The organism is Sphingobacterium micropteri (genome assembly GCF_014692515.1).
In the GTDB taxonomy this organism is placed as follows: Bacteria; Bacteroidota; Bacteroidia; order Sphingobacteriales; family Sphingobacteriaceae; genus Sphingobacterium; species Sphingobacterium micropteri.
On record NZ_JACOIK010000006.1, the window covers coordinates 141,047 to 162,375 of the forward strand.

General features: G+C 44.1%; 15 protein-coding genes. 8 read left to right on the forward strand and 7 right to left on the reverse strand.

Going from position 1 to position 21,329, the window contains the following annotated elements; genetic code table 11:
- The first annotated feature begins 7 nt into the window (after positions 1-7).
- The 3 genes from H8B06_RS09730 to H8B06_RS09740 are packed head-to-tail and all read left to right on the forward strand — an operon-like array spanning position 8 to position 6,372.
- Positions 8-2,479 (forward strand): beta-galactosidase, encoded by a 2,472-nt coding sequence (locus H8B06_RS09730; protein WP_190994092.1) that lies wholly within the window; start codon positions 8-10, stop codon positions 2,477-2,479.
- Positions 2,480-2,481: 2 nt separating this feature from the next.
- Positions 2,482-5,340: a sugar-binding domain-containing protein gene (locus H8B06_RS09735; protein ID WP_190994093.1), complete on the forward strand. Its 2,859-nt coding sequence runs from the start codon at positions 2,482-2,484 to the stop codon at positions 5,338-5,340.
- Positions 5,341-5,394: 54 nt separating this feature from the next.
- The gene (locus H8B06_RS09740) at positions 5,395-6,372 is read left to right on the forward strand and encodes an alpha/beta fold hydrolase (RefSeq protein ID WP_190994094.1); all 978 of its coding nucleotides are present in this window, start codon (positions 5,395-5,397) and stop codon (positions 6,370-6,372) included.
- A gap of 31 nt (positions 6,373-6,403) precedes the next feature.
- Here the strand turns inward: H8B06_RS09740 and mfd are convergent, their stop codons facing one another.
- Together mfd and H8B06_RS09750 are read right to left on the reverse strand one after the other, a co-directional pair.
- Positions 6,404-9,739 carry a transcription-repair coupling factor gene (gene mfd, locus H8B06_RS09745; RefSeq protein WP_190994095.1) on the reverse strand — a complete coding sequence of 1,112 codons (3,336 nt, stop codon included), beginning with the start codon at positions 9,737-9,739 and terminating at the stop codon, positions 6,404-6,406.
- A 79-nt stretch (positions 9,740-9,818) separates the two neighbouring features.
- Positions 9,819-10,364, reverse strand: coding sequence for a hypothetical protein (locus tag H8B06_RS09750; RefSeq protein WP_190994096.1), 546 nt, complete (start codon positions 10,362-10,364; stop codon positions 9,819-9,821).
- Positions 10,365-10,501: 137 nt separating this feature from the next.
- Here H8B06_RS09750 and H8B06_RS09755 point away from each other — a divergent pair, with 137 nt between their 5' ends.
- Both H8B06_RS09755 and H8B06_RS09760 read left to right on the forward strand, forming a co-directional pair.
- Positions 10,502-11,356, forward strand: coding sequence for a helix-turn-helix domain-containing protein (locus H8B06_RS09755; RefSeq protein WP_190994097.1), 855 nt, complete (start codon positions 10,502-10,504; stop codon positions 11,354-11,356).
- Between the two features lie 134 nt (positions 11,357-11,490).
- Positions 11,491-11,790, forward strand: a complete 300-nt coding sequence (locus H8B06_RS09760) for a DUF983 domain-containing protein (RefSeq protein ID WP_317125956.1) — start codon at positions 11,491-11,493, stop codon at positions 11,788-11,790.
- 17 nt (positions 11,791-11,807) lie between these two features.
- Here H8B06_RS09760 and galE read toward each other — a convergent pair whose 3' ends face one another.
- Positions 11,808-12,836 (reverse strand): UDP-glucose 4-epimerase GalE, encoded by a 1,029-nt coding sequence (gene galE / locus H8B06_RS09765; RefSeq protein WP_190994099.1) that lies wholly within the window; start codon positions 12,834-12,836, stop codon positions 11,808-11,810.
- 120 nt (positions 12,837-12,956) lie between these two features.
- Here galE and H8B06_RS09770 point away from each other — a divergent pair, with 120 nt between their 5' ends.
- On the forward strand, positions 12,957-14,204 hold the full coding sequence (locus H8B06_RS09770; protein WP_190994100.1) for a 3-deoxy-D-manno-octulosonic acid transferase: 1,248 nt from the start codon (positions 12,957-12,959) through the stop codon (positions 14,202-14,204).
- Positions 14,205-14,222: 18 nt separating this feature from the next.
- On the opposite strand, the gene hemW is transcribed toward H8B06_RS09770, so the two are convergent.
- The 4 genes from hemW to H8B06_RS09790 form a co-directional block, all read right to left on the reverse strand.
- The gene (gene hemW, locus H8B06_RS09775) at positions 14,223-15,356 is read right to left on the reverse strand and encodes a radical SAM family heme chaperone HemW (protein ID WP_190994101.1); all 1,134 of its coding nucleotides are present in this window, start codon (positions 15,354-15,356) and stop codon (positions 14,223-14,225) included.
- 2 nt (positions 15,357-15,358) lie between these two features.
- A complete protein-coding gene (locus H8B06_RS09780; RefSeq protein WP_190994102.1) occupies positions 15,359-17,221 on the reverse strand; it encodes a M1 family metallopeptidase in 1,863 nt (620 codons plus the stop codon).
- Positions 17,222-17,268: 47 nt separating this feature from the next.
- Positions 17,269-17,709: a hypothetical protein gene (locus H8B06_RS09785; RefSeq protein WP_190994103.1), complete on the reverse strand. Its 441-nt coding sequence runs from the start codon at positions 17,707-17,709 to the stop codon at positions 17,269-17,271.
- A 68-nt stretch (positions 17,710-17,777) separates the two neighbouring features.
- Positions 17,778-19,241 (reverse strand): WG repeat-containing protein, encoded by a 1,464-nt coding sequence (locus tag H8B06_RS09790; protein ID WP_190994104.1) that lies wholly within the window; start codon positions 19,239-19,241, stop codon positions 17,778-17,780.
- Between the two features lie 138 nt (positions 19,242-19,379).
- On the opposite strand from H8B06_RS09790, the gene pepT reads away from it, so the two are divergent.
- Together pepT and H8B06_RS09800 are read left to right on the forward strand one after the other, a co-directional pair.
- Positions 19,380-20,648: a peptidase T gene (gene pepT, locus H8B06_RS09795; RefSeq protein WP_190994105.1), complete on the forward strand. Its 1,269-nt coding sequence runs from the start codon at positions 19,380-19,382 to the stop codon at positions 20,646-20,648.
- A 63-nt stretch (positions 20,649-20,711) separates the two neighbouring features.
- Positions 20,712-21,275: a nitroreductase family protein gene (locus H8B06_RS09800; protein WP_223857593.1), complete on the forward strand. Its 564-nt coding sequence runs from the start codon at positions 20,712-20,714 to the stop codon at positions 21,273-21,275.
- Positions 21,276-21,329 lie beyond the last annotated feature (54 nt).

Sequence of the window (21,329 nt, forward strand, 5' to 3'; positions counted from 1 at the left end):
AAGTTTTATGATAGAGAAAAACAAGACCATAAATAATCGACGCCTAATTATTAGGATAAAAATAACCGTATTGCTGGCAAGTTTCTTTTTACTGGGAAATGCACAAAACCTATATACAATCGACGCAAGTGTTGTGCCCTCTCCCCCCCGTGAGGGACACCTGCGCCTGGGGGGAGAGGGTAGAGACGGTCATTCCATTTATGTAAATAATAAGTTTATAACTCGGAATGGTAAGCCCTGGGTCCCGATTACAGGAGAGTTTCATTACTGCCGTTATGCTTCCCGCTATTGGGATGAGTCCTTGAAAAAAATGAAAGCCGGGGGAATAAATACGGTGGCAACGTATGTGTTTTGGAATATACATGAACGAAAGGAAGGAGAGTTTGATTGGGAGGAAAACCGTAACCTACGGGAATTTATACGGCTTTGTTCCGAAAACGATCTATTTGTCATTGTGCGTATTGGTCCGTTTGCCCATGGCGAGATACGGAACGGTGGTTTGCCGGATTGGCTACTGGGCAAGCCGCTGGTTATCCGGTCGAACGATCCCACTTATCTAGCGTATGTAGAACGGCTATATACCGCGATTGCTGGAGAGCTAGAGGGCCTGTATTATAAAGATGGCGGTCCTATTGTGGGCATACAACTGGAAAATGAGTACCAACATTCAGCAGCGCCCTGGGCACTGACCTATCCTGGGCAGCCTCATGATATGACAGCCTCAGAGCGGGACCTGGCCGTGACGCAAGAAGGAGTCGGTATTGCGAAGGGAGATAATCCATACAGTCAACTCGGTAATGACCATATGAAAGTGCTGAAGGAACTGGCTGTCGGCAAAGGTATGGTCACGCCTTTGTATACAGCAACAGGATGGGGAAATGCCGCGATTGTCGAAAATGAAAGTATACCGGTTACAGCCGCCTACGCCTATCCCTTTTGGACACCTGGCCGGGATATTTCGCCTTTCTTTCTGTATAAAGATATGCATAGAAACCCCGATTATGCACCGGTGCGTTATCAGCCGGAGGACTACCCTGTTTTTCCAGCGGAGCTTGGATCTGGTATTATGACGGTTTATTCGCGGAGGCCCATTGTAGAGCACAAAAGTTTTGATGCGATGATAAATCGCTGTCTGGGTAGTGGTGCGAACGGGATTGGCTATTATATGTATCACGGTGGTTCTACACCAAAGGACGGAGCTTACTTTTTTAGCGACGAAGCCTATGGGTTACCCAAGATTTCTTACGATTTTCAGGCACCGGTGGGCGAATACGGTCAGGTAAGGGAAGGTTACTACCGTTTGAAACTGATGCATCAGTTTTTGCACGATTTTGGAGACCGGCTTTGCGCCATGCAAACTATCCTGCCGGAAAATGCCTCCATCATAGAGCCTGAAAACATAACGGATCTACGCTATGCCGTTCGTAGTGACGGCAATTCGGGGTTTCTTTTCTTGAATAATTTTCAAGATGATACCGTCATGGTGACGAAACGAAACCTACAGTTTGCTATCCACACAGGACAAGGTGTAGTCAAATTCCCATTATATGAAACACTTGATTTACCCGTAGACGAGAACTTAATACTGCCTTTTAATTTTGATATGGACGGGGTTAAGCTGATGTATGCTACAGCACAGCTGCTAGCCAAAGGTGGCGATGCCGAACGACCATTCTATGTCTTTTTTACACCCGATGATGGTAAAGCAGAATTTGCATTTGATGGAGACATTGCGATCAGGAAAACCGATGCGCTGGCGGTTCGGAAAGAACAAGGACGGACGATCGTTACGACCGCCTCAGACAAAGCTGAATTTACGCTCATCCGTAACAATAGGAAAGTAGATGTGTTGGTTTTGTGGAAAAAAACCGCACTCGACGCTTATATCGTCGATATGAAGGAGAAGAAAAGTGTCGTCTTTTCAGATAATCCGCTGATCCATGCAGGGGATAGCATCACGATTTATAGCCGTGGTGATAACACGATGCATTTTGAGATCTATCCAACATCGAAATATAAGGTAGATGCCGGCAATGCAACATTGAGCACACGCCGGTCTGCTTCAAACTCTTCTTCGGCGTATACGGTGGCGGTACCTGCAGTCGAACTGCCAGTGTCTGTGACTAAAGTAAGTGAGAAGAAATTTATGCTTCGTTTACCCAAGCAACCCACGACGCTGAGTAATGTTTTTTTAGAAATTGATTACGTGGGTGATACAGCTATGGGCTTTATAAATAGTGAGTTGGTGGCTGATGAGTTTTATAAGGGTGTCCCCTGGGAAATTGGTCTAAGGGATTTTATGCAAGGAGATACCGATCAAGAGATGGTGCTCTATTTTCGTCCACTACAAAAAAACGCTACCTATCTTAAGGATCTGGATCCAAAGACAGTGCCTGATTTCTCAGGTGCGCCCTCGTTGTTCAAACTTCAGGGGGTAAAATATATCCCTGAATACAAAACAGTTATAAACTTTAAATAAATATGCATAAGAAAACGATATATATCTTAATCTCCCTGATAATACTTGTTATGTCCGGTTGCCGAGGCAAACATGAAGCATGGACTAATCGAGTAGATCTTTCCGGAGAATGGGGGTTTAGGGAGGACGCCGGGGACGTAGGGGTGCAAGAGCGTTGGTTTGAAGCAACGGACGAAGAAGTTATCAAACTCCCAGGTTCCATGGCTTCTAATGGAAAGGGAGAGGCGATACGCGTAGGCACATCATGGACGGGGAGTATTTTTGACTCTTCTTATTTCGATAAACCGGAGTATGCAGCATACAGGCAGGAGGGGAATATTAAGGTGCCTTTTTGGCTACAGCCCAATACCCATTATGTTGGGGCTGCTTGGTATTTCAAGGAAATTGAAATACCCCAGAGCTGGGATGGACGCCATATCGAATTAATACTCGAACGACCGCATTGGGAAACATCGGTGTGGTTAAACGGGAAATTCATGGGCATGCAAAATAGTCTTTCTACTGCGCATCGGTTCCAGTTGGATACAGCATTGTCTGCGGGAAAACACCGGCTTGCTGTCCGGGTAGATAACCGTATTAAGGAAGTCAATCCTGGTCAGAACGCACACAGTCTGACCGATCATACGCAAACTAATTGGAATGGTATCGTTGGCCAGATCTATTTGGCGACGTTCCCTACCATCAGAATTGATGAATTACGTTTGTTTCCAGACACACGAAGTAAGCGCGTTCGTGCAGAGCTTACCGTGTCTAATAGAAGTGATAGCGCTCAAGATTTATCCTTCTGTCTGCAGGCAAGCACATTGTCTAAAGAAGCGGGAGATATCGACCAGCTGGTGTGGAGCCAACGCGTTGACACAGGGACTACCACAGTGGAGAAAATTTATAATATGGGGGCAGACGCCTTACTCTGGAACGAATTCAAGCCCAATCTCTATAGGATGAGTGCCAATATAAATGGAGAACATATAGAAGATCATACTGTGACTTCCGATTTTGGTCTTCGGGAGGTCGGTATAAACGGCACAAATATCACCATAAATGGGGAAAAGGTGTTTCTTCGTGGTGCCCTGGAATCCGCGGTCTTTCCGCTCAGCGGCTATCCCGCGACGGATACAGCCTCTTGGACAAATATTTTTAAGGTATTGTGTGCCTACGGTTTAAATCATTTACGCTTTCACTCGTGGTGCCCGCCGGAGGCTGCTTTTGCTGCTGCAGATAGAGCTGGCGTCTACCTCCAGATAGAATGTGCTGCCTGGCCCAATTGGGGGACGAGCGTAGGGGATGGTGCCGCGATTGATCGTTATCTGTATGAGGAAGCAGAGCGGATTATACGCGATTACGGAAACCACCCTTCTTTTATCATGATGACACACGGGAATGAGCCGGGAGGCAAAAATAGGAACAACTATCTCGATGACTTCGTCAGCCATTGGAAAAAAAAGGATCCCAGACGTATTTATACGGCTGGCGCAGGGTGGCCCGTTGTCCCGGAAAATGATTATGAGAACATTCCCGACCCACGTATACAGCAATGGGAGGAAGGATTGGCAAGCGTGATCAACGCCAAGCCACCCCAAACGCAATTTGACTGGTCGGATATTCTGTTAAAACATACAAAGCCAGTCGTAAGCCATGAAATCGGCCAATGGTGTGTATATCCTGATTTTAAAGAAATGGAGAAATACAAAGGTGTGTTGAAGCCCAAGAATTTTGAAATTTTTGCTGACCGCCTCAAAAATAGTAATTTGTATCATCTGGCTGATAGTTTCTTAAGTGCGTCAGGCAAGCTTCAGGCGCTATGTTACAAGGCGGATATCGAAGCGGCTCTCCGTACACCGGGCATGGCAGGGTTTCAATTGTTGGGTTTGCAAGACTTTCCGGGGCAGGGGACAGCACTGGTGGGCGTGGTCAATCCTTTTTGGGAAGACAAGGGTTACATAAACGCAGCGGAGTATAGTCAATTTTGCAATCGTGTTGTTCCACTGGCAAGGTTCGCCAAGATGAACATGCTCAATACGGAGATGTTAGAAGTACCCGTTGAGGTCGCAAATTTTTCAGGTCAGAAACTTGAAGCGGCGAAGCTAAACTGGCAGATAAGTGAAGCAGAAGGCAATACACTTTACCGTGGAAGTCTACCAACGAAAGATATTGAAGTAGGTAATGGCGTTTCGCTCGGGATTATCCGTCAATCGCTTTCCGAGATCGACCGTGCGAAAAAGTTGGTATTTACGCTCGAAGTTGAGGGTTACAAAAACAGTTGGGATTTCTTCGTCTATCCTAAGCGATTGCCAGACGTAGCGCCTGACGTCATTGTGACGAGTTCGCTTACCCACGACATCATAAGCAAGCTGGATGCTGGTGCCCACGTTTTATTGACTTTACCTAAAGGCCGTGTGGCACCATCAAAAGGTGGAAGTGTAGCCGTCGGATTTTCCAGTATCTTTTGGAATACAGCTTGGACAAATGGCCAAGCACCGCATACCCTCGGTATCTTATGCGATCCGGGACACCCGGCCCTTCGGGAATTCCCGGCAGATTTTCACAGTAATTGGCAGTGGTGGGATGCCATGTCACATAGCAATGCTATATTTTTGGATGCTGTTGCGAAAGATCTGAATCCTATCGTAAGGATAATCGATGACTGGGTTACCGCTCGTTCACTTGGATTGATTTTCGAAGGTAGCGTAGGTAAAGGAAAACTGATGGTCTCCGGTATAGATTTATCGGGAAGACTGGATGCGCGACCGGAGGCTCGCCAATTGCTGTACAGCTTGAAGCGCTATATGCAAAGTGATAGCTTCCATCCATCCATCGAGGTTCCTATACAGCGCATTCAGCAATTGCTTTTACATGATTAAAGTAAAAACCAGATAGAAGAAAGATCTTAGACCTTATTATATAAACATACTGATATGATGGACACACGAAAAATTGTAATCTTTTTACTTCTTATTCCCACCCTTGTTTTTGCACAGCAGGTGCCTATTCCCGAGGGTTGGTCTGCTGGTTACGTGTATGCTAACAACGTTCGGCTTCACTACTACCATGCAACGCCGCAACCCGATAAGCCGGTCATCGTTATGGTGCACGGTGTTACCGATAACGGGTTGTGTTGGACTACCCTTACGCAGCAGTTCGAGGATTCATACGATATCTATATGCTCGATGCACGGGGACATGGGCTTTCAGATCCGTTTCAGGCAGGCGATGACGGTGAGACACTGATAAAAGATGTTGTTGCGTTTGTGAAGGCAATGGAATTGGATAAACCGATACTGTTGGGACACTCCATGGGTGCGGCAACGGTGATGCGTTTGGCAGCCGATTACCCCGATTTGGGCAAGGCGGTTATCATGTTAGATCCACTCTTAGGGCCGCGCATGACGAGGCCGGTTGCTCCATCCCGCCACGCAGAGAGCAAAAGTAACTCATCGGCTGTACCAATATCGACTAAGCGCACATCTCCTAAAGTACAAGTGAACATGTTTGGAGCTCCTGAAGTGCTCGTCAGACAAAATAACTATAGCATGGACGAGCTGATGAAACTTGGAAGTCGTCAGAACCCCCAATGGCACGAAACAGACATCATGTACTGGGCTCTTTCCAAGAAGCAATATCATGGGCCATATACGGAACAAGCCGCGCAGGCGATGAGTGGTACAATGGATGTCGGCAACGCATTGGCCAGGGTCAGTATTCCTGCGCTGATCCTTAAAGCAGATGCTACAGAAGATGTCCGACAGAAGAATGAAAAGATAGCCAGGGAAATGAAAAGAGGCAAGCTTATCCATATCGAAGGAGGCGGGCACAATCTGCATCATGACAGATTAATGCCCACAGCAGAAGCCATTAAGGAGTTTTTAGCTGGATTTCTGTCTGTTCACGAGTAGCTTTAGTTATTGTGTTTCGATAAAAGTGGTGCTAGGTCATATCGCTTAACAAATGCAACGCGTAATCAATGTTATTCACGTTGCTTAGCGCTAGCCTAAGTTGTCCTTTTACTTCTTTTAAATTCGATATCGCAGGATGCGCTTGTACGAAAGCCAGCACTTTTCCAAATTGATCGGAATCAAAATAGCTGGATTTTGGATTGTTGACAAAATAACCTTTCAGCGTATTCTTTTTAAAAGAAATCTTCTCGAAACCAATCTGTTTACCCAGCCATTGCAAACGCAGGGTGTTGAATAGTTCGTAAACAGGTGTGGGGATCGAACCGAAGCGATCCTCTAACTCTTTTTCGAATGTGGATAGCTGTTGTTCATTTTCCAGTTTACCAATGTCGTTATATAAGTTATAACGTTCACTGATGTTGGTGACATATTCATCCGGGATCATTACTTCCAGATCGGTGTCTATTTGGGTAAAAGTGACATACTTTTTGTTCTTTTCATCGGCAAATAGCGTCCCAAATTCATCTTCTTTTAGTTCCTGAACGGCTTCATCGAGAATCTTGTTGTACATCTCAAAGCCGATTTCGGCGATAAAACCGGATTGTTCGGCACCCAAAAGGTTTCCGGAGCCGCGTATATCCAGATCACGCATCGCGACATTGAAGCCTGATCCTAATTCCGAAAATTCTTCTAAAGCTGAAAGACGCTTATACGCTTCGTTCGTTAATGTGGATAGCGGCGGACTTAATAGATAACAGAAGGCCTTTTTATTGGAACGTCCTACACGCCCACGCATCTGGTGGAGGTCGCTGAGCCCAAACATGTGCGCATGGTTGATAATAATGGTATTGGCATTTGGAATATCCAGACCCGCTTCGATGATCGTCGTAGCGACCAATACATCAAAGTCGTGGTTGATGAATTTCATCATGACATCTTCCAGCTCGTCGCCTTCCAATTGCCCATGGGCAATACCTACGCGTGCACCCGGCACCAGCTTTTGAATCATCGCACCCAGCTGAGGTAGATCAGCTACCCTGTTATGAATGAAAAATACTTGTCCGTTTCGCTCAAGTTCGTAAGAAACCGCTTCCTGTATGAGTGTTTCGTTAAACACATGGAGTTCTGTTTGTACAGGCTGTCTATTGGGAGGTGGTGTGGAGATGATGCTTAAATCACGCGCACCCATTAGCGAAAAATGCAGGGTACGCGGAATAGGGGTCGCGGTTAAGGTTAATGAATCTACATTTTCCCGCATCACTTTGAGCTTCTCTTTGACGGAGACACCAAACTTTTGTTCCTCGTCAATAATCATCAATCCTAAATCTTTAAACTTAACGTCTTTACTGACCAATCGGTGCGTGCCGATGATAATGTCTATTTTACCTTCTGCTAGGCGGGATAATGTATCTTTAATCTGTTTCGAGGATTTGAATCGGTTGATATAGTCAATATTCGCCGGCAATCCTTTCAGACGTTCACTGAACGTACGATAATGTTGCAGAGCTAATATCGTCGTTGGAACTAACACGGCGACCTGTTTGCTGTCCGCTACCGCTTTGAAAGCTGCCCGGATAGCAACCTCCGTTTTTCCGAAGCCTACATCCCCACATACCAATCGATCCATCGGATGAGGCGATTCCATATCTCGTTTGACATCGTTGGTTGCCTTTTCTTGATCTGGTGTATCTTCGTAAATAAAAGATGCTTCGAGCTCGTTTTGTAAGTAAGTATCGGGACTGAATGCATTTCCTGTTTGGGCTTTCCGCTTAGCGTACAACTTAATAAGGTCGCGTGCAATGTCTTTGACCTTTTTCTTCGTCGTCTTCTTCAGCTTGTCCCAGGCATCGGTTCCAAGCTTGTTCATCTTGGGGACTGTTCCCTCTTTGCCCGAATATTTGGAGATGCGGTTTAGAGAGTTGATATTGACATAGAGCAGGTCGTTGTCTGCATAGACCAAACGTATCATCTCCTGTGTCTTACCATTGACTTCTACCTTTTCCAGCCCGGCGTATTTACCCACGCCGTGGTCGATATGTGTGATGTAATCACCCGGTTTCAGGTCGCGCAGCTCTTTCAGCGTAATCGCCTGTGAACGTTCGTAACCTTTTTTACGTTTGTATTTATAGTAACGATCAAAAATTTGGTGATCCGTGTAACAAGCTAATTTTTGATCATCATCACGAAAACCTTCACGTAGCGCACGGTGTACGGGAATGAAAGTGACCGATTTGTCAATATCTTCCAGAATAGTGAAAATCCGTTCGATTTGTTTTGTAGCGTCTGAAAAGATCAGGTTTTGTATGCGCTGTTTTTCATTCTCTTTAAAATTATGGATAAGCAGGTTAAAATCTTTGTTGAACGAGGGTTGTGGATGCGTATCAAATAACAGGGTTTCATCTGCTTTGTAATAAAATTGCTTACCAAATTCGATGTTGGGGAAGTCGAAAAGCATTTCTCCAAAAGAACGATCAGTCGTGAAGATAACTCTTGGATCTATCCATTCACTATTGGCTTTAATATCCTTCTCGGGCAATGCTTTCCAGAATTCCGAAGCTTTTTTGTAACCATCTTTCAAGATATCTAGCGTGAACTGTACGTCTTTTAGCCAGATAACACTATCGCGGTCGATATATTCCAATAAGGAGATATGATTGTTGGACAGGAATTTGGCCTGCACATTGGGTACAATAGTTACCGTATGTATCTTACTCACCGATAGTTGTGTTTCCACATCAAACGTACGGATACTTTCTATATCATCACCAAAGAACTCAATCCGATAGGGAAGGTCGTTGGAAAAGGAAAAAATATCGACAATTCCTCCTCGGATGGCAAATTGTCCAGGTTCATATACAAAATCTACACGCTCAAAATCATATTCATAAAGAAATTCGTTGATGAAGTCAATGCTCAGTTTACTCTGTTGTGTGATGCTGAGCGTGTTTTTTTCTAGGTCGTCCCGATTAATAACTTTTTCAGCGATAGCTTCGGGGTAAGTAACAAGCATTTTAGGCAGTTCGGAGGCGTGGCTTAACGCACTTAGCGCTTCTGCACGCTGCAACACATGGGAAGCGTCTGTTTGGGTAAATTCAAATGCTTTTCGGAATGATGTTGGAAAAAAAAGGATTTGTTTATCTAAAATGCTTTCCAGATCACTCAGAAAATAAGATGCTTCTTCGTGGGTTGGCAAAATAAAGATGAAAGGCCGTTCTTGTAGCTTGTAAGCAGCCGCAGCAACCATGGCATCAGATGAGCCGATAAGTCCTTTGAGATGGACTTTAGGATTTTTTGCTTGTATGCTTTTAACCGTTGATTTTATCTTTTCGCTTTGCGCGTACTTGTCGAGAATTTCTTGTATACCCACTTAATGCCAGATCTTGTTTATGCAAAAGTAACAAAAAATATCCTCCTCTACATTTTGTGTAGCATTACATCATGAACATTTATGACAATGAATGCTCCATCGCAAAGGCCGTCATCTCCTCCATCGATTCTTGTAAATCAAACTGCAGATCTTCGTGCAGTTTTTCGAATTTAGTAGTTGTTGTTTTAATTCGGGCACGGACGTAGTCATGCAATTTGGAAGCACTATGCACAGCTGATTTTTCAAAAAGACGCGGAAACTGCCCGAAAGCTTTGTTTAGGATATAGATACGGCAATCGACTTCACTATACTTATCTTTGGTAATTTTCTCGTGCTCATTGATCATCCCGCTGGCTTGTCGGATAAGGCTTTGAAGTTCCTTGTAGTTGCTATACACTGGGATATTCTTGATCGTATGTCGGTTATCGGTGTAAAGATCTGCCAACCGCTCTTTAAGCTGCTCGATGCGATCTTCCAGATCCAGCTGGTCTTCCAGCAATTGGAAATGGAGCTGTTTCATCAACATCTTATCTTTGCCGACGAGACGGACGAGTAACTTGTCTTTTTCCTTTTGTGGAAGATTTAAAACCGCTTCCTTTAATTCGGGTTGCTTGTGTAACGACATGAGGTGAAGTTAAAAAGAATTTTTAACATCTTGCCCTTCTTTACGCCTTAACCTCTCGAACATAACAAGAAGTAAAAAGTACCATTAAAACCTGTAATTCTACCATTGTTTGTGGATATATCAACATATCTTTGTGCATGGTTTCGAAAGTACCTGTTATAGAGCAATGTGTCGTGTCGTCCAACGTCCGGAAGGATATTATGATCGAAGATCTGGCAGGTTATCTAGAACGAAATAAAAAACTTGTTTTTCCACATCGGCATAATTTTTACCATTTATTGCTGTTTACAAAGGGTGGCGGAAAACATACTATCGACTTTGAAACTTTTGAGGTCGTGCCATGGCAGATCTATTTTATGTCGCCAGGACAGATCCATACGTGGTCTTTTGAGGGAGAAATGGATGGTTATGTGGTTAATTTCGATAGGGATTTTTTCAAAACCTTTTTGCTCCAGCCCGATTATATCACGTTATTTTCGTTTTTCTCGGGACTGGTGCGAGATGAGGTGTTTGTCGTCAAAACAGAAGAACGTAGCGCGGTATTAGCGTTGTTCGAACGCTTGCGCCGCCAGACAGTGAATGTCGACTTTGCACGAGTTTCCCTCTTGTATATTTTTCATCTGCTTGAGCAACAACGCGATAGGCCGGCAGTTTTGCCCGAGGATACCTATAACCATACCTTATTGCGTAACTTCCTGAATTTGATCGAATCGAACTTCAGAACATTGCGCTTGCCGAAAGATTATGCAGCGCTACTCTATATCACACCCAATCATCTCAATGCATTGTGCAAGCAGGTGCTCGGCATATCGGCAGGCGAGATTATCCGGCAGCGGGTGCTACTAGAAGCAAAGCGCTTGTTGGCGATTAAAGATTATGGAATATCAGAAATTGCGTATGAACTCAATTTTAATGACAACTCCTACTTTACGAAATTTTTTAAAAAGGGCGAAGGGATAACGCCGGAAGAATTTAGAAAACAACATACTTAATTGGTGTAATAAGCATAATGGAAAATAACAATACGTATACGATCGGCTCATTTAAAGCGGCCAGGGAATGTAAATGCCCACGATGTAGAACTGGTCAGATGTTTGGAGGGGGCATGTTTAGTCTGAAACAGAAAATGAATAAAAATTGTCCACATTGTGGATTCAAGTTTGAAATAGAACCCGGCTTTTTCTATGTATCGATGTTCGTTAGCTACGCATTGAGCGTCGCACAGTTTGTTGCGGTTTGTATCGCGGCCTATGTATTATCTGGCGGTTCCGAATCTCCCTGGCTTTACCTGACTGTCTGTACAGTGACTGCAATTCTGTTATCCGGATTTAATTTCCGGTATTCCCGGGTGATTCAATTGTATTGGTTGACACCTAGTTTGAGTTTTAATGAGAAATATTATGGAGACGCCTATAAAAAATCATAGGCGTCAACAAACCTTTTTTATCCAATCGGATTTTCTTGCAAGTACTTTTCCCAAGCCCAGGCGGAGGCCATCATCTCGTCAATGCCTAATTCCGCTGACCATCCCAATTGTTGGGTAGATTTTGCCACATCTCCCCATACCTTAACGATATCTCCGTCGCGACGAGGCCCGACGACGTAGTTTAACTTCTGTCCTGAGGCTTTTTCAAAGGCTGTAATGGCTTCCAATACAGAATAGCCGTTGCCGGTGCCCACGTTGAACACATCGTATTTGCCATTGGGGTTTCCTTTTTCCAGCAAGCGGATAGCAGCGACATGTGCTTTAGCCAAATCGACCACATGGATATAGTCGCGGATACAAGAACCATCAGGTGTTTCGTAATCGCCGCCGAATACCGTTAGTTTCTCCCGTTTGCCAATGGCTGTCTGGGTGATGAAAGGCAAAAGATTCTGTGGAACACCAAGCGGAAGTTCGCCAATTAGTGCGGAAGCATGTGCTCCAACCGGATTGAAATAGCGTAATGCTATGGTGTTGTAATTCCCGTAAGCGGCAGAAACTTCTTCCAATATCTCTTCGGCAATCTGTTTGGTGTTTCCATATGGAGAGGCTGCTTTCTTGACGGGGGCAGACTCTGTTACCGGTAAAGTGTCCGGCTCACCATACACCGTACAACTGGAGGAAAATACAAAATTGATCGGCTTACCTTGATAGGCGTTCAAGAGATTAATTAACGAGAAGAAATTGTTGTGGTAATACTTTAAAGGTTTCTCTACGGACTCTCCAACAGCCTTCGAAGCCGCAAAATGAATGATACCCGTAATATCCGGATTCTCCTGAACAAAAGCCCGGGTTTTCGCTTCGTCGCATAAGTCAAATTGATGAAACTCCGGTCGGACACCAATAATTTTCGCTATCTGATCTAAAATTTGGATGTTTGAGTTGGATAAGTTGTCGATGATGACCGGTGTATAGCCTGCGTTGTGTAATTCTACTACCGTGTGGGAACCGATATACCCTGTCCCGCCGGTAACTAAGATTTTGCTCATTGTTCTTGATTATAATATGTTATTTCTTTGTAGTTTAGTTATATCTTTGACGAATATAAGCATAATATTTTCCTCTGTAAAGTAGTTCTTGAGGACAGAGGAGAGCAAAATAAATAAAACATGCGTCTTCTCTATGACATAGGAATAGGTCTTTACACCCTGCTGCTGCACTTAATTTCCCCTTTTCACCGAAAGGCGAGGCTGTGGGTGGAAGGGCGTAAACGATTGTTCCGGTATATCGAACAAACGGTTGAAAAGGATACTAGGCCGATTTGGTTCCATTTCGCTTCGTTAGGTGAATTTGAACAGGGAAGATCAGTCATGGAAGCGATCAAAAAAAAATATCCAAGTGAAAAAATAGTGATTACTTTTTTTTCACCATCGGGGTATGAAATCCGAAAAAATACGCCTTTGGCGGATTATGTGTTTTACTTGCCTACGGATACGGCAACCCATGCCCGGAAGTTTTTGGATAAGGTACAACCCAAATTTGCCGTGTTTACAAAGTACGAATATTGGTACCATTATTTTCGGGAACTTAAAAAGTGTCAGCTCCCGTTATTCGTTATCTCCGCTATTTTTCGGGAGGACCAGGTGTTTTTTAAATGGTATGGTGGGTTCTTTCGGAAGATATTGAAGCAGGTTCATTTTTTCTTTGCCCAGAATACAGATTCGGTACTTTGGTTGCGGGCTATCCATATCCGGCAGGCCGGACTCGCAGGGGATACCCGCTTTGATAGGGTCGTCGAACTGCCTAAGCAGCGTCGTGCCATACCGGAAGTGGAGCGATTCCTAGCAGGGCATACACAGGTGTTGGTAGCGGGAAGTACCTGGATACCGGATGAACGTTTACTGTCGGAATTGCTGACGGTCCAAAAAGGTTGGAAAATGCTCTTGGCCCCACATGAAATTCACGATGCGCATTTGCAGGAGATTAAGCAACTGTTTCCCCTTGCGATATTTTTCTCCCGTTTTGCCGAATATACGGCAGTTGAAATAGACAAGGCAAGTGTTTTAGTTATCGATAATATCGGGATGTTATCTGCGCTGTATGGGTATGGACAATTAGCCTATATCGGCGGTGGCTTTGGTGTGGGGATCCACAATACCTTGGAAGCCGCTACATACGGTATCCCCGTTATTTTTGGGCCTAATTATGCACGCTTTCAGGAGGCGGTGGATCTGATAACCATCGGAAGTGGCTTTCCTGTAGAGAATGCGGAAGAATTACAACGTGTGACACACGTGCTATCGGAGGAGGCCAAGAGAACAACGGCAGGAGAAGCTGCACAAAAATATGTACAGGAAAAAGCCGGCGCTACACAGATCATTATGAAGTATCTCGAAACGGAGGGGTTAGTAGGTTAGGAGTTAGAGACCCATGTCTTACTGGTCGTCTACGACAAATAATTCCGACGCAATATAATCCGCTAGTAATTTCCCTTTCATCGTCAGGATAAGATAACGATCCTGAACCAGTTCCATCTCTTGTCGGCTTAAAAAGGGCTGTATATTCGACAAAAGATATTGCTTATGATCGGTGTCGAAATCATGCGTTATTTTCTCCAGATCAACCCCCCACATCGTTCGTAACGCGGTCATGATATACTCGTTAAACTGCTCTTCATTCGATAATTCTTCGGTTTCAATATAGGGGTTTTCTGTCGTTATACCTTCGATATAACGTGCATTATTTGCCACGTTCCAGCTTCTCGATTTTCCATTGAATGAATGGGCAGACGGACCGATGCCGAGGTAATGCTTGCCTTGCCAGTACGCGGTATTATGTTTCGCGTATTGACCGTTTTTGGCAAAATTCGATATTTCATAATGTGCAAACCCATTTTCAGTTAGGGTATCGATAAGCATCTGCATTTGTTTAGCACTTTGTGCTTCTTGTATAGGTGGTGTTTTCCCATTTCGGATGAAGTGTGCAAGTGCTGTTTTCTTTTCGACGGTCATCGCGTAGGAAGAGATGTGGGGAATATCAAATGCGATCAGCTTCTCCATATTGGACTTCCATTTGGCATCGGTCAACAACGGATAACCATAGATAAGGTCTGCGGTGATGTTTTCAAAACCTGCATCTTGTACGCGTTTAATGGAGGCTTCCGCTTCGGATGCACGGTGGGCACGATTCATCCAACGTAGATCTTCTTCGTAGAAGGACTGTATGCCGATGCTAAATCGGTTGATGGGGGTATGTCGTAACGCTTGTACTTTGGCGTTATCCAGATCATCGGGGTTTGCTTCCAGTGTGATCTCTGCATCGCTGGCGATCTCGAAATGTGCGGCAACCTGCCCGATAAGTTGTTCGATTTCTCCAGCCGTCAGCAGCGAGGGGGTTCCTCCACCGAAATAAATGGACTGTATGGTATTGTCCGCCAGATCCCGTGCGCGCAATGTCATCTCCTTTTGCAGAGCTTTCAACAGCTCGTCCTTATATTTTAGCGAGGTGCTGAAATGAAAGTCGCAATAATGACAGGCTTGTTTGCAGAACGGGATGTGGAAGTAGATCATGTTTACTTCCTCCAGCTATTATCCGCGGATTCAATATCCGCTAATCGTAACGAAGGATCTATTTGTACCTTAACCGGCTTCTTGCCTGTTTGCAACGTATAACTCGGTTTGGTCCAGAACCAATCTTCCAATACGGTGCGTTGCGCCCCGTCGTAAATAGAAAAGGATTCTGCAGGTTTCTCACCGCGCATTTCGCGTAGCGGAATGTAAAAAAGCTCTTTTGTACCGTCTTCATATTCCACCAACAGATCGATGGGCATGGCGATATTTGATTTATTTCGTAAGGTAATTTCCTGGTCAGTCACGTTTTCAATAGCATAATCGATCGTGCGTGTGGTATTCACAAATAGATTGAAATACCATTTTAAATTAATACCGGAAATATCTTCAGCCACCCGTTTAAAGTCGTTGGGCGTGGGGTGTTTGAATTTCCATAGTTCATAAAACTTCAAAAACGTTTTATCCAGGTTTTGCTGGCCGATAATATAACCGAGCTGTTGTGCGAAGACTTGTCCTTTATTGTATGCCTGCTGGCTATAGCCATAGTTCGTGTCATAATAATCTGCCAGTAAACTCATGGGCTCCTCCTTACCAGATAAAGCCAGTTTGTAGTAAGCTCGATAAGCGTTGATTACCGGGTTGGTATCCAGGTTGCCTCTTTTCTCGAACAAACTTTGGAAACCTAATTCCTCTATATAACTGGTAAAACCTTCGTCAAACCATTCATCTACCGTTTCATTGATGCCAAACAAATGTTGATACCAGGAGTGGGCAGCTTCATGGAAAATAACACCTACCAAACTTTGAATATCACGCCCCCCTGTTACGAGCGTAGCTGTGCCGTATTCCATACCGCCATCGCCCCCTTGGACAATGGTGTATGTCGGCCACGGATACGGACCAAAACGTTCTGCACAAAAATCAAAAAACGCAGCAGCGAGTTCCTGAGCCGTTTTCCAGTTTTCTTTCACTTGTTTATTGGTTGGGAGGTAAACTGTGTAAACCGTGATGTCGCCAGCACTTTTGGTTGAGTCTACAACAAACTTGGGATCTGCGGCCCAAGCAAAATCATGGATGTTCTCGGCTTTGAAGTGCCAGGTTGCTTTTCCATTAGAAGAAACGACCTTTGCTTTTTTATCATACCCTTTTACCGCTGTAGGATTTTGCAGCACGCCCGAGCTTCCTACGACATAGTCTTTAGGAAGATGTAGGGTGACATCAAAATTGCCAAAAGGAGCTACAAATTCCCGGGCAACATACTCATCTAGATGCCAGCCAAATTCATCGAAGTGTGCCATCTTGGGATACCATTGTGTCATGGATAGTGCTACACCTTCTTTGGAATTTCGTCCACCACGACGTATCTGTTCCGGGATTTGTGCTTCCCAATCCATGTCGAATGTGACTGTTTCTCCCTGTTGAATGGACATAGGTAGGGTAACTTCCAACAGCGTGCCATCCACTTGGAAAGCAGTCGGTTGGCCGTTCATCGTGAGAGATTGTATACGTTGGTAGCCGGTCTGTTCTGGAGACAAGGTGGCGATCCGGCTCTGAATCATAGGGTTTTCTAGCGTGCCTATATTGTTTGTCATCCGTGGATCCGGGTCGGCAATGTGGGATAATCGATAATCCATCATACTCCCCGGTTGGAATGCGTTAAAATAGAGATGGAAGTATACCTTTCCAAGTGCTTGATTGGAGTTATTGGTGTATTTTAAGATCATTTTTCCTTGATACTGGTAGTTTTTTTCATCAACATCGATATCCATTTTGTAATCGACAGCTTGTTGCCAGTATCCCGCCCGTTGTGCAAATAGGAACGTATGGAAAAGCACGAAAAAAGAAAGCAAAAGATTTTTTTTCATCTGTTTAATATATTTTTATTCATCAACCATCAACAATTAACCACGATCTACATATAATAGTATTCGACGCCCTCTTCTCTTATGGCGTGGACCAGTGCGTTGAGGTCATCGGCTTTCTCAAATAATTTATTGCGCCAGTATCTTTGGGGTGTTTTGCCCTTTTTAAAAAAAAACATAATAAGGTTACCGCCGGATCGAGGTACATTCCGTAGATACTTAATATTGTCCAATGGGAAAGAATCCTCTTGTTGGTTCTTAAATCGTATCACGATATTTCCGTCTTGTATTGTCCATACCGAATTGTTTTTGCTCCATTTCGTGCTACAGAAAATTAATAGCGGCAGACTAACTAACACGACAAGAATCTTAACGATTTCAGATATAGGAAGTCGGGAAGCGATGGCAGTAACCACGCAAACACCAGCCAGAAGGAGCAACATATATCGTCCGCGATGTAGTGTCGCTATATGAAAAGACTTGTTGGTCATGCATCAAAAATAAGAAAGAGTGGTCATATAGCCACTCTTTTGATTAAATATCACGTGTTATTTACGGATTATTCGCTTTCCTCGACCTGCACGTACTCCCCTTTTGTGTTGATATACAGTACATCCTCATCTTCGGTTTCATTCACGGCTGCTATACCATCGTAAAATGGTGTCGCATATTCATACTTAAAAGGAATAGCTGTTCTTCCATCTTTCGTGATGTAGCCATATTTGTTATCTTGAAGGGCTACGACAAGGTCACCCTCATTTGCCAACAATAGGTAATCGTATCCTGCTGTGGTTTTTTGCCGGGATTGCATATCCACAACATAGTACCGCTCATTTTCGATGATGATGATGTGGTTTTCGTCATGTTCCATGATGGTTTCGAAAACTGCAGGTAAAACGACTTTGCCATCTAAATCTAGTAGTCCCGTTTTACCCTCTTGGGAAAATAAGGCGTTGCCCTTTGAAAAGAAGGAGATATGATCGTATTGAGCTGGAATAAGCACGTGTTGATTGTAATCCATAACACCGCTTTTTCCATCTGTGGAAAAGAAAATGATCTCCATCTCGGGATCTAGCGCCAGGTATTCCCATTCACAGGGGATAACTTCCTGTCCTTCGGTATCAATGATGCCGTATTGGAACTCCGGATTTGTGACAACGGCATGTGTGCCTATAAATTCATTGATAGAACCGTATTTTGGTGCCACGATGACCTGCTGGTTGTCGTCCCGGATACCGATAAAGTGGCTTGTTGAATCTTGGAACGCATATAAATCGTGACCTAGTGGCACGTCGAAGAAGCTAAGGGCATAAATATCTTCTTGTAAGGTGTAGTCTTCAGGGATCTCAAAGAGCGTTGTATCAAAATCAATTTCATTTACGGCGCTGGCTTCAATACCCACTCCGAAAGCACCGATATACAGCGCTGCGCCGGGAATATTTTTGAGATATGCATATTCTCCCCAGTATAAAGACGGCACGCTTTCGTTATACCATATTTCTACTCTTGCATCTTGTGTGAGAGAAGTGTCAAATTCATCTGTGTCAAATTCTAAAACGGCTAACTTACACGGTAAGCCGGCTATGATCTTGCCGGTGTCAGCGATGAAGCGTATAGGGAGATCGGCCGTACTGGTAACAACAAAATCATCTTCGGTTTCGTGGATATGCACTTTATCGGTTGCATCGGCGGTTTTGGTATACGCTTGCATAGAAGGATAGAGTATATAGGAATCATCTGTGTTGCGGTTGGTGATTTGGATTTGGTTATTCTGCATAATACCCTGTGTCTCCACCCGAATAAAAGTTGGATTTACCCAAGCTTGCACTTGTGGCGTATCATCCTCACCGAATGCCGCTGCCAATGCGGCTAACAAGGCAAGAGAACCGTCTTCTGCTGTATCAGCTTGCGTAAATGTTTCTGGGGAAAGAGCGAGTTTGTAGTCAATTTTAAAAAGTTTCTGCTGTGAATAAACAGTAGAAAGAGAGAAACTCAACAGTAGAGCCAATATACTTCTATACATAGATGTTGTGTAATTAGGCTGCAAATTTAGAAAACCATCATGGTTTTTTCAAACCGAACGAAGTGAGCTAATGAAAAACAAACATTTAATGAATAAACTACAAAACTTTCTACCTTTGGATGATAATTGCAGGTTTGTATGAACAATTTTGATATAAATAATATAACCGATTTTCAGGTGGCGGAACGTTTTATGCGCTACGTACAGATTGATACGGAATCCGATCCCCGGGCGACCTCCTTTCCGTCTACAGAAAAACAAAAGGATTTAAGTAGGATTTTAGTGTCAGAATTACAGCAGATGGGCATAACCGATGCACATCTTGATGAATACGGCTATGTTTATGCCACTATTCCGTCGAATACAAATAAGGAAGTGCCGGTTATTTGTTTTTGTTCCCATGTGGACACTTCGCCGGATTGTTCGGGAAAAGATGTGAAACCGCTAGTGCATACGGATTATCAAGGCCAAGATATCGTATTGCCGGATGATCCGGCTGTTATTATTAAATACCATGAACATCCCGATCTGCAGCATCAATTAGGCCATGATATTATTACGGCTAGTGGTACTACACTGCTCGGAGCAGACGATAAAGCTGGTGTAGCCGAGATTATGGATGCCGCGCGTTTGATGATGAACCATCCCGAGATAAAGCACGGTGAAATCAAATTGTTGTTTACACCCGATGAAGAAGTTGGGCAAGGGGTCGAATATGTGGACTTGAAAAAATTGGGCGCGCAGTTTGGCTACACGATAGATGGAGAAAGAGTGGGTACTATTGAAGATGAAACTTTTTCAGCAGATGGGGTACATATCGTTATTCAAGGAATATCCGTACATCCCGGTTTTGCCAAAGGGAAAATGGTTAGTGCGCTGAAAGTTGCGGCCGACATCATTGCGGATTTGCCAAAAGATAAATTATCACCCGAAACAACTGTAGGGAAGGAAGGTTTTGTGCATCCAACTGGAATAAACGGCGGAGTAGACAAAGCTGAAATCAATTTTATTATCAGAGACCACGATACCGCTAAATTGACCGAATACGAAGCCATATTACAACGTATTGTGGAAAATGTGGTGACGCGCTATCCTGGAGTGACTTACACATTTGACGTTAAAGAACAATATCGAAATATGAAAGAGGTGCTCGATCAGCATCCCGAGATTATGGAGGTTGGTCTGGAAGCTATTAAACGTGTCGGGCTGACGCCCGAAAGGAGAAGTATACGCGGTGGCACGGATGGCTCACGGCTTTCATTTATGGGGCTGCCCTGTCCGAATGTATTTGCCGGTGGCCATGCTTTCCATGGTAAAATGGAATGGGTCAGCAGACAAGATATGGAAAAAGCGGTGTTGACCATTTTGCATATCGCCAATGTATGGGAAGAAAGAGGAGGAAAATAAACAATCGAGTGTAACGAGCTCATCTATATAATCGATATTTAACACGCATAGATAATTATACGAATGAAGAACGAAGTATTAAAGGCTATTCACAGCCGGAGGACAGTAAACCAGAATAGTTTTACCGCCGAAGATATTTCCAGAGCGGATATTCTTACTATTTTGGAAGCCGCCAACGCCGCCCCTACCCATAAACGCACACAACCGTGGCGTTTTGTGATCTTTCAAAAAGATGGATTGGATCGCTTGGGCGCAGAACTAAGCCGGATTTATAAGGAAACAACACCTGTCGAAAAATATGTGGAACTGGCGGAGCAAAATATGGCAAAGAAAGCGACAATGTCTAATGTAGCGATCGCCATTATTGTGAATTACACGGGCGAACTTCCGGAATGGGAGGAATTAGCGGCTACGGCCTGTGCCGTACAGAATATGTGGTTGGCGGCCCATTCGCTCCGCATTGGGGGCTATTGGGCTTCACCGGGGCTTATTCATCATTTAGGCCCGTTCTTGAATTTAGAAGACAATCAAAAATGTGTCGGGCTTTTCTATATGGGGCATCACAACAGTGAACCACGTGAGCCGGTTCGTTCTCCCATCGAGGAGAAGATTCGCTGGGAGGAGTGAGATGCGACATGGCATGTTAAGGAAAGGATGGTGTAATATTTGTAATAAAGACTA